Source organism: Paenibacillus sp. FSL H7-0690 (genome assembly GCF_037980415.1).
GTDB classification, from domain to species: domain Bacteria; phylum Bacillota; class Bacilli; order Paenibacillales; family Paenibacillaceae; genus Paenibacillus_AQ; species Paenibacillus_AQ odorifer.
On the sequence record NZ_CP150281.1, the window covers coordinates 5959232 to 5973520 of the forward strand.

Below are 14289 nucleotides of genomic sequence, written 5' to 3' on the forward strand. Positions count from 1 at the left end.
GCCTAGTAAACACCATCTTCGCCGATTTTTTTGGCTAACTTGTTCGACAGCATAACGAGAATCAAGCCAACCACACCCTTGAACAGACCTACTGTGGTACTGAAACTCAATTGTCCGTTCTTTAAACCAGCTGTATAGATATAGGTATCGAAAATTTCTCCAACTTCGCGGTTCAAGGAATTGATCAGCAAGTACATATGCTCAAAGCCCAGATCCAGCGTGTGGCCAATCTTCAGAATAAGCAAGGTAATAATGATTGGGCGAATCGCCGGCAAGGTGATATGCCATGTTTTGCGTAATCTTGCCGCTCCATCCATCTCAGCTGCTTCATATAACTGCGTATCCACTACGGTAATGGCTGCCAAATAAATAATGGTTGACCAACCAATTTCTTTCCAAATGATCTGTCCGATATACACGGTACGCAACCACTCAGGAGAAGTCAAAAAGCTGATCTTCTGCATCCCAAGGGCCGCCAACATCTCATTCAGCACCCCTCCATCCACATTCATAAATACATAGGAAATGGAGACGATGATAACCCATGACATGAAATGGGGGATATAAATAATCGTTTGAATGGTGCTCTTAAATAACTTGTGCTGAACTTCGTTAAGCATCAGCGCCACTATAATAGGTAGCGGGAAGAAAATAAAAATGTTTAATGCAAACAGGATAAGTGTATTACTCAATAGCATAAAGAAGGTAGGTTCTGTAAACAATCGGACGAAATGCTTAAACCCTACCCACGGGCTATCCGCTATACCCAGAAACGGCTGATAGTCCTGAAATGCAATGATAAGACCGCCCATAGGCAGGTACTTAAAAATAACAAAATACAAAAATCCCGGGAGTATCATTAGATACAATAACTTGTTTCTTTTTAAACTCAGCCAGCTAGGCCCCGTTCGCTTTTTTCTTACTGGATTAACTTTCGTGTTCAGCATGGTGACGTTTGCCTCTTTCACCTGATCGGCCTCCTTGATCGCGTTTCTTTACGATTCCCAGATTACGATCATTCGTCCATTACGTATATAATCATCAGATACTGATACTCCGAGAACCCTACAGCTATAAGGTTTTCCAGGCCCGTGCATCTTATAGTGATTACTACAATACATAAAGATCATCTATGCCTTATCACGCTTTTTCCTCCCAAAACAAAGCCCAAGCTAATGATTATATACGGAATAACAGACCCCTGTTAAAGTTTCAATGAAACGATTACAAGGAGGATATCTGCATGTCGCAATCATCTTTTAAAAAAGAAAATATGGGTAGCCGGCTGTTTACTATTGTAAATACCACACTGCTTACACTCATTGCCCTAGCCTGTCTTTTACCCTTTGTCAATGTGTTTGCCAGTTCCTTTGCTTCAACACAGGAGGTAGTAGAAAAAAGCTTCATCCTGTTCCCGACGACATTCTCTTTGGATGCTTACCGTTATATACTGTCAACGCCTACTATTTTTAAAGGGCTTGGCGTATCCATCGGTGTAACCTTAGTGGGTACAGTTGTCAGTATGGTTCTTACCTCTTTAATGGCTTATGGATTATCTAGAAAATATCTATACGGAAGAGATTTCATCAATTTCGTAATCGTGTTCTCCATGCTCTTCAGCGGGGGAATGATCCCTACTTTCCTGGTAGTTAAATATTTCGGATTAATCGATTCCTACTGGTCCATGATCATGCCTGTTGCGATCAATGCTTTTAACCTGATCATTATGCGTAACTTCTTCCAGGCGCTGCCGGAAGGGCTAGAGGAATCAGCCAAGATTGACGGCTCTAATGATTTTGGTGTATTTTTCAAAATCATGCTTCCGCTGGCGATGCCATCTATCGCGACCCTCTCCTTGTTCTACGGGGTAGCTTACTGGAACACTTATATGAGTGCAATTTTATATATGACAGACTCCACTAAGTGGCCTATTCAAGTCCTGCTGCGCCAAATTGTTATCGTCGCCAGCGGGATGCAGGGAGATAATGCTTCTGTTGATATTATCCCACCTGCTCAAACCATCAAAATGGCGGTTATCGTAGTCGCAACCGTTCCAATGCTGCTCGCCTATCCTTTCGTACAAAAACACTTCACCAAAGGAGCCCTGCTGGGTTCTGTAAAAGGCTAAAACATTGCAGCTGCACAAACAGCCAGCCCCGGTCTCCCGGGGCTGGCTGTTTGTGTTCAGCGCCTTACTTCTCCTGTTTCTGGGTTCGGTATGCACCTGGTGTTACATGTTCTTTTTTACGGAAGGATCGAATAAAGTTCTGTGGATTATGGTACTGCAGCCTTTCAGCAATCTCTTTAATGGTCATATCCGTTTCCACCAGCCACTTCTTAGCCATTTCCAGACGATAGTTCATCAGATACTCGCTAAACGTCATCCCGTACTCTTTTTTGAAAATACTGCTTAAATAGTTCGGACTGTAATGGAGACGATCACCAATTAATTCTAGCGTTAAGTCCTGATCAAATTCCGAGCGGACAATCACCGCAATTTTATCGGATAAGAGGCGGAACTGACGGTCTGTCTTCTCCTTAACGCTGGTCACCATCGGATGGATAACTTCTTTGACCAAAATGCGTTCGATCTCTTCCGGATTACGGATGTCTAACAATCGGTGATACAACGTAGAATTGTCCTCTGTCAGCAGAACCTCTACACCCAGCAGCTGCTCCAGCTGAATCAGATTGTTGACGAAACGTATTAATGTGACTTCGAAATTCAAAGGGTTCTTACTGTGCTTCATCATTTCCCCGAGTAATGGATACAGAGAACAGGAGACTTGTTCTTCATCTCCAATCCGAATCGCGTCAAATAACTGGGACTCAAACTCAGACGGATAATGCAGTAGAACTGGACCCGAGATCACCTTCGATATATCCTCATAGAAGATGATAGACTCTTTGCCCAGATTTAAACGATGATGCAGCGCCTGCTTACTCATCTCGCAAGCTTCCCTACTAAACAATAAATTATCATAAAAATTGCTGATTCCAACGCTAATGGATAGTTTCAGGATCTCTCTAGCTGTTCGAATAATTGTCTTGGCATAGTCCAGTGCTATTCTCCGGTTCTCCTGTTCATTCGCTCCCTCAAAGATCAGGATGGTTGCTTGTGTACGGTCATTTAATAGGATAGGAATCATCCGCTTCTCCTGCGGAATTAGCTCTTCCACCAGTTTGTTAACCGCTACAAGCAGAAGATCCTTATCGCTAGCCTGCCGTTCCCCATAGTTATCCAGCTGTATTAGCAGCGTTGCATACACCGAATTCTGTGACAGCTCATAACCGAAACGAGGCAAACCCAGATTAAGCTCTTCTTGGGATATCCGGCTACGAAACAGATTTAGAATAAACTGAGTTTCCAACTTAGGCATCTCAGACTCAATCAGACCCTCTAGGCTTTCTTTCTCCGATAAGATGGTATCAATCGAATTAATAATCCAGTCTACCTCATTCTTAGGCTCTAGCTCCGCATTGGCAGGCAATAATCGGCGCTGAATCTGCCGGAATGGCTTGGTGAAATACAAAGAGATCACATAAGCGACTACCGCAATCAACAACGTAATAAGCAGTACCATCATCACAATCCCAAATCGGGTTGTCTTTAGTGCATCAGAAATTTCTGATTTATCCAAAATAGTTACGTAAATCCAATTATTATAAGAAGATTTAGCATAAATAGCTTTTATCGATTGGTGATCAGCCCGCTCCATGGCAATCGTCCCCAATTGCCCCCCGCCTCCAGCAACATTAGTGATATGGCTAAGTTGATTATTAGTCAGCAGGGACTTTCCAGTTTCCGACTCATATAAAAGCTCACCCTCCCGGTTAAGAATAAACACCGGTGTGTTTCCTTCGGTCTGAAGGGTGCTCTGCAAGGTCTGAAGGGATATATCAGATAAGGCAATCGCCTGTTTGGTCTGTGAGAATACCGGCAGGGTATTTACAAAGCGGATACCCTTATCCGTCTTAACCCAAAACAACCCCCGGCTACGGTTATTAATATAGCTCTCATAAAGTGTCCTGCTCTCTTCTTCCGTTAAATGTGAAAGCTTACCATTGGAAATCTGCCATTTCTGCTCCAAACTGATTAGAGAATAATTAACAAAATCCATCCCCATGCTGGCAATGTAGTTAAGCTGGGAATTAATCTCGCGATACTTCTCAAAATCCTGCTCGGTGATCGGATTTTGCACGACCTCCCTGAAGGAACTGGTGGTACTGTAAGTATTAAAAGCGTATTCGATGGTCTGAATTTTCTGTTCCAAGGTGTTTTTAATTTGAGTAATTAAACTCTGTTTATCATCCGCTACTCTTTCATTTACCGAATTAATCGTCGTCAGATAAATATAGCCACCGAAGCTAATAACCAGGCCAATTCCCAGCACCAGAATAGGAACAAAAATCTTGTAGAATATCCTGCCTCTTTTCATGATAGACTCCTTAAGCATGTAATTATTTTCAATTATAGCGCTTCCAATAGGTTAAACCAAATGTTTTAAATGTGTATAATCGCAACCCTATTTTTATAAAAAATAGAAAACAAAAAAACAAGGCAAAAAGCGCTTCATCAAGCCCAGTGCTCAATGAAGGTTTTTTGCCTTATATTATAATGATTTTATTCCCTATCCTTATATTTCAATCTCTTCCGTTGAATCCGAAAGACCACCACTCTGCACGCCATTATTATTGGCTACCGCAAGAACATATACTTTATATTTAACACCCTTAACAATTAATGCACCATTAACATCTCTTCTCGAGGCTACAATTGTAGGATTCGTTCCGTTAGGCGTTATCGACGTATAATACGAGGATTTCACCTCAATTGCTTCCGCTGAACCAAAACCTTGTTTGGACGGAACCACCAGAATTCGATATTCCGAAATGTTAGACTCGTTAGAGGAACGGTTGAAACTTACTAGTATTTTACCCTCATCCACACTGTACGTTACATTGGTGACAGAGGTTACCGGCAGCTTAGTGGATAAAGTTATGGCATTCGACTCTGAGGACAACACATTAGTGCCTGAGTACTTGCCGCTGCCAATCGTCAACACATACACTCTGTAACTGATTCCACTCTTTATTAAATTTCCGTTTACATCTCTGGCTGAAGAATCCAAGACTTGACTGGTGTTATTTCCTGAAGTGCCTACCGCTGTGTAATTGGAGCTAGAAACCGCATTTGCCTGGGTTAAACTAAAGCTGCTGTAATAGGAAGTAGGTACAATCAGGATTCGATACTGGCTAATGTACGTTTCATCCGTGGCATGGTTAAAGGATACTTTTAAATCCCTGCCGTCTTCGTAATCATTAACGTCCCTTACATCCAAGCTCGAAATAGGAGCCAATTTGTAATCTACATTCAACGTAATTAAAGGTGAACCAGAAGAAAGAACATTGCTGCCCGAGTAATTCCCGCTTCCGACGGTTAATACATATACTCTGTAATTGATTCCACTCTTTATCAGGTTACCGCGCACGTCCCTTGATGACGAGGTTAACACTTGATTGGTGCTGGATCCTGTTGTGCTCACTGCTGTGTAGTTGGAACTGTACACATTATTGGCGTCAGATAAACTGAAGCTGCTGTAATAGGAAGTAGGTACAACCAGGATGCGATACTGGCTAATATACGTTTCATTCGTAGCGTGGTCAAAGGATACTCTTAAATCACGGCCATCATCATAATCATTTACGTCGCTTACATCCAAATTGTAGACAGCACTCACATTGTAGTCGACAACCAACGTAATTAATGTTGACTCCGTTGAGAGAATGTTGGTGCCCAAATTCTTCCCGCTTCCAATCGTTAACACATACACTCTGTAAGGTGTTCCATTCTTAATCAAATTACCACGCACGTCTCTTGCTGACGAGGCTAACACTTGACTGGTGCTAGATCCTGTTGTGCTCACCGTTGTGTAGTAAGAGCTGGAGACATTATTCGCCTCAGATAAACTAAAGTTGTTGGAATAAGCTGTAGGCACAACTAGAATTCGGTACTGGCTAATATACGTTTCATCTGTAGCGTGGTTAAAGGATACTTTTAAATCACGGCCATCTCCAAAGTCACTAACGTCGCTTACACTTAAATTAGAGACATTGACCGAGGACAGCGTAATCGCAGATGAAGCAGCAGACAATAAATTATTGGCTGTATTACTGCCACTATCTACACCCATAACAAACACACGGTAACCAACTCCCGTCTTAATGAGGGCTCCATCTACATCCCTCGCTCCTGACGATAGGATCTGAGTGATATTGGAGCCTGTTTTGTTGACCTGTGTGTAATTTGAACTGCTAACAGCATTTGCTGCCGCCAAATTAAAAGAAGAATAATTAGTAGCTTTGACTACAAATATCCGGTAAGAACTCACCTTGGATTCATCCGATACCTTATTAAAGCTTACGGCTAAATCGCGGCCATCACTATAATCGCTCACATCACTTACTTGTACATTACTTGGAGCAACGACTACAGTATTAGTATTAAGCGATATAGTCGAAGAACTATACGAGAGAGCGCTGGTATTATTGCCTTTGCCCACTGCGAAAACATAAGCTACATAGGTTTGATTACCTTTAATGAGGTCACCATCCACATCCCTTGAATTTGCGGTCATTCTAATCGTAGGATTAGTGCCTGTAGCTAAAACAGTAGAATAATTGGCGGATGTAACCTTTTGTGCAGATGAGATATTAAAAGTGCTCCAAGCCTTTACAATCATTACCCGGTAATGATCCACAAGAGCTTCATTAGAAGATTGGGTGAAGCTGACCTGGAGATCACGGCCGTCACCGTTATCACTTACATCCTTTAACTGTACATTCGATGCCGGATTTACAGTTCCAGTTTTACCGCCGGAAGTCGTTATGGTCACCACTTTGGTACTTGGATTCCAACCCACATCATGACCCAATGACTCACTTACAAACCGTGTAGGAACCATCGTTCTTCCTTTTAAATTCTGACCCGGCACATCTAGAGTTACAGCTTTATTGTTAATCGTGGCTGTCTTTGAGCCAATCTTTAACATAATCGTTGTATCATCTTTAGTTGCAGTTACAGTTTGTGTTTTCTGATTCCACTTGATGGTGGCATTAAAGGCTTCAAAGATTGCCCGTAGGGGTACCATCGTCCGTCCATTTACCATCACCGGTGCTTGATCTGTGGACAATCGAACCCCGTCAATAAAAATACTGATGGGCGCAGTAGCAGCTTTCACTGAAGATTGAAACATCATCGGCAAAACTAATAAGCCCACTAAAATAGAAATCCATACCTTCTTCACAGATTCACCCTCCTGGAATGACGAATACATTTTTTTCCTAACCTTTTGACGCTCCTACTAGGATAAAAGTTTCACGCATTATGGTTACAATATTTTAATCTTGAACCCGTTCCTTCGATCCGCCATAAACCGCTCTGTAAAAAGAAAAAGAAAGCGCAGTGTGCGCTCTCTCCTTTGTGTTATTCGCTGATACTTTTATCCACATTTTTCTTCGGAATTCCATCCAATCCGTACTCCCAATCATAAGCATCAAAAATTTTTCTCGCTACAGGTGCTGCACTGCTAGATCCAAATCCGCCTTCAGGAATAACTACAGCTACAGCAAGCTTTGGATTTTCACGTGGTGCAAAAGCTATAAACACTCCGTTATCACGGTTTATGTTTTTACTATCCGTCTGTTGTGAAGTTCCTGTTTTACGCGCAAAATCATAGGGGAAATCACCGAAGGCACCTTTAACGTCACTGTTCATCCCTTTCTTTATCTCCCGCCAATAGGATTTATCGAAAGTAGTCACTTCATCAAGCACATCCCGTTTGAATTCTTTGATAACCTTACCTTTGGAGTCCGTGATCTTGCTTACTAGCTGTGGTTTGATTCGTTGCCCTTCATTGGCTAGTGTAGCCGCATATTGCGCCAACTGAAGAACGGTATAACGTCCCTGCTGCCCAAAAGAAGCATAAACAAGTGCCGACTGAACTGAACCCGCTTTAGCTTCAGCTTTATAATTCAAATCACCCAAGTATTCCCTTGGTAAACCTATCCCTGTTGGCACACCTAGACCGAATTCTTTCATATATGTGTCCCATACCCCAATGCCCTTAGACTTGTATTTGTCGTACAATTTTTTCCCGATCATATCAACCATATATACGTTTGAAGATTTTTCAATGGCTGTATAAGGATACAAAGAGCCGTATACATGATTGGATGAGTTCCTTACATTAGTCTCATGTCCTTCCCTACCAAATGAGGTGATCCCTTTATCTTGATAGGTAGAAGAAGTACTTATAAAGCCCTCTTTTAAGCCAATTAACACACTCAATGGTTTTATGGTCGAACCAAGCAGCACGGTGGATTCAAAATTATGCCCTGATCTTCCTGATGAGTATGGAGTTATCGTTCCATTTTGGTAATGCTTTTCAATTTTTTTATACACCTCTGGAGAGATCGAACCCGTAGCCCAGCTGTTGGTATCATAGTCAGGCATACTTGCCATAGCAATAACATTACCTGTATCCACTTCCATGGCTACAGCGTAACCTGTTAAAGCATCAGGATGTGTTTCTCCCTGAACGGTGTGTGAATGCAACCACTGAATCTGATCTTTAATGGCTTCTTCGGTCTTCAGCTGGATTTTTTTATTAAGGGTCGTCCAGATAGTGCTTCCTTTGACCGGGGGTTCAATACTGACAATTTTTTCCGCCATATTCTGCGGATCTACGGAAACTTCCTTATAACCATTCTGTCCCCGAAGCTCCTTCTGGTATTGCAGCTCCAAGCCATCAAAGCCTACTAGCTCATCCTCTTTATAGTTAAGTCCAGGGTTCTGATTATTTTTCATCGCCTGAAGTACATCCTTATAAAGATCTAAACTAGTAGAGGATTTAAAAAATTTCACGTAACCAACAGCTTGTACAGCCACCGTATCGGTATCATAATGCCTGCTACTTTCCTCTATCACTTCAAGGTTTGGATATTCGTTTTTGTGTTCTAAAAAATAAGCGATTTCTTTCTTAGTTAAACCTGATTTAATTCTTCGTGCTACATAACCAGAGAGTTTTTTTGAATATAAATCCATAGACTCAAGGATCTCTTCTGTGGTTAGTTTTTTCTCATTAGGATCACCATAAGTTTCGAAGGCTTCTGCTAACTTGCTGGCGAGTGCCTTTGATTTATTATTTGCCTCAGCAGTTAAGGTAACTTTTTTCGTAGTTTTATCTGTTTTTGTTGCGGTATATTCCTTATCCAAAGTAAGGTACAAAGATTGAACGGGCGTTGAGTATGCCAATTTCTCACCATCAGCAGCGAGGATATTCCCTCTCAATGCCGATAATGCCACTATTTTCGTATCCCGATTAGCCTCAGCTTCAGATAACGTAGGTCCTTCGACAAATTGCAAGACCGCAAGGCGTAGGATAATCACACAAAAAATAATAAAAGTGCTAAAGAAAAAAATATTGATTCTTAATTCGCCAGAGTTGTTAATAGTTTTGCTGTCGTCTTGTACACCTTTTCTGTCGAAGAGCCTCACATAATCCCACTCCTTATTTCCAAAATTCTACAGCATAAGATTAAAGTATAAACTAGCAAACGGAAATATACAAAATTAAGAATAATAGTTAAATAATTGTTCACAAATCGATAATATCCAATTAAAAAAGCAGCTTTCCCCGGTATGGGAGAATCGCTGCTTTTTGTTTATGGGCGTTGGTGGCCTGCACCAATAAATTCTCAACATTCGCTGAGGCCTACGGACTCAGATGACGTTATATGCGCATTTTTAGCCTTTGGAGCTTGGTTTCGGACTCCAATGACGTTATTTCATAGGAAGAAGGGCAAATCGGGTGCTTTTCATACCAATAGCGACTATGCGGTCCGTTGGCACTTCAAATGCGAAATAAAGCTGCGTTTAAGGTCATCTGTGTCCGATAGCTGTAGCGTAAGGGAGGGAAATCTTAAACGAATGAAACGATGTTTGAGGCGTTCTAGATGGAGTAAGCTCTAATTAATCAGGGGTGCCCCTGCAGCCATTTTACGGCTGCTGGGGCACCCCCTGATTTTTTCTTATAACAAAATCTACACTTTTCTAACCTGTGACCGGTACATTAGAAACAAGAAATACGGAGCCCCAATCAGCATAATAATAAGGCCTGAAGGGATTTCTTTCGGCGCCATTATGGTTCTTCCGAGCGTATCGGCAATGACGAGCATCAAGCCGCCAAGTAATCCTGACAAAACAATCGAGCGTCTCGTATGATGACCAATCATCATCCGCACCGCATGCGGCGCCATGAGTCCGAGAAAGCCAATTGTTCCCACACTTGCAACGGCTCCCGCTGCAAGCAAAACGCCGATAATCATAGCCCAAAGCCGCGTTCCTCGAACCGGCAAGCCCAATCCTGTTGAACTCTCGTCACCAAATGCCAACAAATCGCATTTTCGGCCCAAATAGTATGCAATCGGAACAAGTACAAGCAGGAATGCAAATAGGATGTAAAATTGATTCCAGCTTCGTCCATAAGTCGAACCCGTTAACCAAATTAAGGAGCTACTGCTCCATAAACTTCCTTTGACGATCATGACCTGGATTCCCGCAGAGGCAATAGCAGAGACTGCGATTCCAAGCAAGATCAGAACCGATGGATTCAAGGACCTGCGCCAGGCCATAAAAAAGACAAAAGCAGCAGCCAGTGCCCCACCCACGATTGCGGCAAGCGGAACTGCAAATACCGTCAATGCTGGCCAAACGGTCATTACGGCCAAAGCACCAAAGCCAGCCCCTGAGGTCACACCAATAATAGAAGCATCTGCCAATGGATTTCGAACAGCACTTTGAATCAATACACCACTGATTGCAAGTGCGATCCCTCCTGCAGCCGCTACGAGTGTACGGGGAAGCCGTAAATTCAGCAGGACGGAATAGGATTGATCCCCCCTATGGAACAGACTACTTAGCAATTCACTGATCGGTATTTTTGTTCCCCCAAACGATAAGCTTACGAGGATAATAACAATGAGCAGCACGGTCATAACTATAACCGTCGGCACAAAGCGCAGACGCAGTCCCGCCCCACCGATACTCATCGATGATTGGCCAGCGCCTGAGCCCGATATATTTTTCATCTTGGTGAGTACCAGCCAAATGAGCCACGGGGCTCCAATAATCGCCATAACTGCACCAACAGGCATTTCACCCACACTGCTTCGCACTACACGCGCTAGCGTATCCGCTGCCGTGATGAGCAAGGCTCCCCACAACGCGCTTGCAGGAATGAGCAGGCGATGCTTGCGAATCCCACTAAGTCTGACGAGATGGGGAGCCACTAAGCCGACGAAGCCAATCGGTCCAACCACGCTGACTACAACCGCAGCCATTAATACCGATAGGCCAAGTCCTGTCGCCCGAATTAACCCTACTCGCTGTCCAAGTGAACGAGCGGTTGACTCATCGAGCTCCAGCGCATCAAATTGTCTGCCGGCAAATATCGCTGCCAATAGCAGCACTACGACAAAAGGCCAGGCATATATAACACCGTCCCAATCCAACTGGATTAGGGAACCTGAACCCCATAAAAACAGATTTTGTGTTTCTGTTCTTTTAAAAATATGTATGGCCGATGTAAACGCTCCGAGCACCATGGAGACGATCATACCTGACAAAGCCAGCCGAACAGGTGTGGCTGCCTTGCCTCCACTCAATAAATAAGCGGCTAAAGCAGCAAGCAGTCCCCCTGCAACTGCGAGCAAAAATGGAAACTCATGCTGCAAAGCAGGAAAAGCTACCATACCAAGCACGACCATAAAGTATGCCCCGGCATTAATCCCAAGTGTATCTGAGGAAGCAAGCGGGTTCTTCGTTATAGTTTGCAATAATGCCCCAGCCACAGCCAGAGCAGCCCCGGCCAGCAGACCAATAACTGTACGTGGCATGCGGATATCCCAGAGCAGATTATGTTCCATTATATCTTGGCGATTCAGCAAACCATCTATTACAGTAGCTGCAGGAATCTTGGCTTCCCCAAAGCCCAAACTTAAAACGAACAGAATGAAGAGGACGGCAAAGCCGCCCCCAAATATTCCAATGATCCGCCAGTTCATGCCGATAGAGGCTTCTTTGCTACTCTTTTCGTTCATAACCGCACTCATTTCGTTAATGTATTTACAACTTCATCCACGATAACTTTGGAGGAGATCGGACCGCCGAACACCCAAGTAGTACTGCTCAATCCGAAGGTGCGATTCTCTTTTACAAAGTTAAGGCCATTCCAAACGGAATTATCCTTCAGTTCTTTCGTGAAAATATTATCATCCTCTTGGACGATATAGATTAGATTTGTATCCTGAACCGCAGGCAATGCCTCAACTGTAGAGGTACTGAATCCGTAAACTTCGAAATTTTCGGGTTTCCAGTCGTTTTTCAGACCGATCCGATCCAAAGTTTGTACCGCAAGTGAATTATCTGTAAAAAGACGCATCGTTGCTGCATTCTGGTAGCTGTATGCTTGTGTCAGTACATAGTTCAAGCCTTCTTTGCCTGCATCAGCCAGCTTTGCCTTTGCATCTGCATAATGTGCATCCAAATCAGCAAGAACCTTATCGGCTTCTGCTGTTTTACCTACTGCCGCTGCAATTGTTTTGAAAGTATCTTCCATCAGTGTGTACTGATTACCTTCTCCTTCATTCGGATACAAGCCGAAAATCAATGTTGGAGCGATACTTTTAAGTTGATCATAAATTCCTTCATGCCCACCCGTATTGGCAATAATCAGATCAGGCTTTAATGAAGCAATTGTCTCCAGATCTGGCTCGTCACGGGAACCAACATCAGTCACGTTTGCATCAAGTGGTGCTTCAGAAGTCACATACAGCTTATAGTTTTCGTTATCTGCGTTACCTACTGGCTGCACTCCCAGTGCAATAACATCCTCCGTAAAGGTCCATTCCAATACCACAACTCTTTGCGCAGGTTTGTCCAGCGTAATCTCACCTTTAGAATCCTTTAAAACAATAGGACCGCTTGTAGATTCACTGCCCGCGTTTTCAGCAGCTGGTTTGTCAGTTGCTCCCGCGTTCGATGTTGAATTATTCTTTTGGTTAGTACCACAGCCTGATACGACCAATATGATAGCAACAACCATAAATAAACTAATTAACCTTTTGTGCATTTACTTTATCCCCCTGGATTCAACGTTCGAAGTTTATTCTATGATAACAGTTATCAATCTATTGATAATGATTATCACAGAAAACATATAAGTAATCTTATACGCGATTCTCCCGAAAGTCAAAGTTAAAATTTAAGGCTTAACCGTCCCTACTCCATGATCTGGTTTGTAATTCTTTCAATGTGTATGGTCAGATACAGCATTTCATCATTTGTTAACTCCCGATTATATGTTTTATCAATATAGATTTTAATTTTCTCAACGCTTGCGAAAGCTTCCTTATACTGCTGCTTTACCAAAATAAATAAGCCATTCTCATTATCAGGAGGTGGAGTACCGTTGATGAGACGTTGTGCAAAAAATTTCAAATGAGTGATAAAACGGTAATAAGCAAGGGACTCCTCATCGTACTCTAGCCTGAAATGGCGCTTCACGATATTTAGGATGTCGTTCATGATCTTGGTGATATTCACCATGTTAGGCATCTCTTCATTTAGTTCTGCATTCACCAGATGGAGCGCAATATGTCCGGCCTCATCTTCGGGAAGTCTGACTCCGAGCTTGGAATGTATAATTTGAAGCGCAGCTTTCCCAACCTCATATTCTTCTTTATAGAATTTTTTGATTTCCCAAAGCATGGCGTTTTTAATCTTCATCCCTTTTGAGAATCTCTCCAGCGCAAAACTGATATGATCTGTCAGACTAACATAAATACTGTCATCCAGCATTTTACCGAGCTGCAGTTTGGCGAAGTTGATAATCTCTTCTGAGAGCTCCATGTGCTCGATTGGAATCTCGGAAAGCAGCGTTTTTAGCTTATCTGAAAGTTTTTGATTGCTTAAAGTGAATATCTTTTCAATTTTATCTTCTTCTAAAAAGTCTCCACGTTTTTTCTTAAAGGCCAGTCCTCTTCCCATGACTACTAGTTCAAAATTTTGGTCATCTATGACAGTAACAACATTGTTGTTTAACACTTTTTCGATCCGCATATTACAGCTCCTTACCTTTTCATTTTTACGAAGCTAGCACTTTTTTATAGTATTCTATAATAAAAAATCGATCTCTAAGTAGCAGTACTAAGAGATCGATTCCATTC

At 42.6% G+C, this 14289-nt stretch carries 8 protein-coding genes; 1 reads left to right on the forward strand and 7 read right to left on the reverse strand.

Annotated features, from left to right (window positions below):
- Nucleotides 1-2: 2 nt before the first annotated feature.
- Nucleotides 3-968 (reverse strand): ABC transporter permease subunit, encoded by a 966-nt coding sequence (locus MHI32_RS26120; RefSeq protein WP_305953707.1) that lies wholly within the window; start codon nt 966-968, stop codon nt 3-5.
- Between the two features lie 275 nt (nt 969-1243).
- Between MHI32_RS26120 and MHI32_RS26125 the strand changes: the two genes are divergently transcribed.
- Entirely contained in the window at nt 1244-2128 is an 885-nt protein-coding gene (locus MHI32_RS26125; protein WP_076130456.1) for a carbohydrate ABC transporter permease, read from the forward strand.
- Between the two features lie 64 nt (nt 2129-2192).
- Here MHI32_RS26125 and MHI32_RS26130 read toward each other — a convergent pair whose 3' ends face one another.
- From MHI32_RS26130 to MHI32_RS26155, 6 genes are all read right to left on the reverse strand, one after another.
- A complete protein-coding gene (locus MHI32_RS26130; protein ID WP_036685428.1) occupies nt 2193-4439 on the reverse strand; it encodes an AraC family transcriptional regulator in 2247 nt (748 codons plus the stop codon).
- A 198-nt stretch (nt 4440-4637) separates the two neighbouring features.
- Nucleotides 4638-7307 (reverse strand): copper amine oxidase N-terminal domain-containing protein, encoded by a 2670-nt coding sequence (locus MHI32_RS26135; protein ID WP_340011322.1) that lies wholly within the window; start codon nt 7305-7307, stop codon nt 4638-4640.
- Nucleotides 7308-7486: 179 nt separating this feature from the next.
- A complete protein-coding gene (locus MHI32_RS26140; RefSeq protein ID WP_340011324.1) occupies nt 7487-9559 on the reverse strand; it encodes a penicillin-binding transpeptidase domain-containing protein in 2073 nt (690 codons plus the stop codon).
- A gap of 545 nt (nt 9560-10104) precedes the next feature.
- Nucleotides 10105-12162 (reverse strand): iron ABC transporter permease, encoded by a 2058-nt coding sequence (locus tag MHI32_RS26145; protein WP_076130323.1) that lies wholly within the window; start codon nt 12160-12162, stop codon nt 10105-10107.
- A gap of 8 nt (nt 12163-12170) precedes the next feature.
- Nucleotides 12171-13193, reverse strand: a complete 1023-nt coding sequence (locus tag MHI32_RS26150; RefSeq protein ID WP_076184809.1) for an iron-siderophore ABC transporter substrate-binding protein — start codon at nt 13191-13193, stop codon at nt 12171-12173.
- Nucleotides 13194-13342: 149 nt separating this feature from the next.
- Nucleotides 13343-14182 carry a PRD domain-containing protein gene (locus MHI32_RS26155; RefSeq protein WP_076144575.1) on the reverse strand — a complete coding sequence of 280 codons (840 nt, stop codon included), beginning with the start codon at nt 14180-14182 and terminating at the stop codon, nt 13343-13345.
- Nucleotides 14183-14289 lie beyond the last annotated feature (107 nt).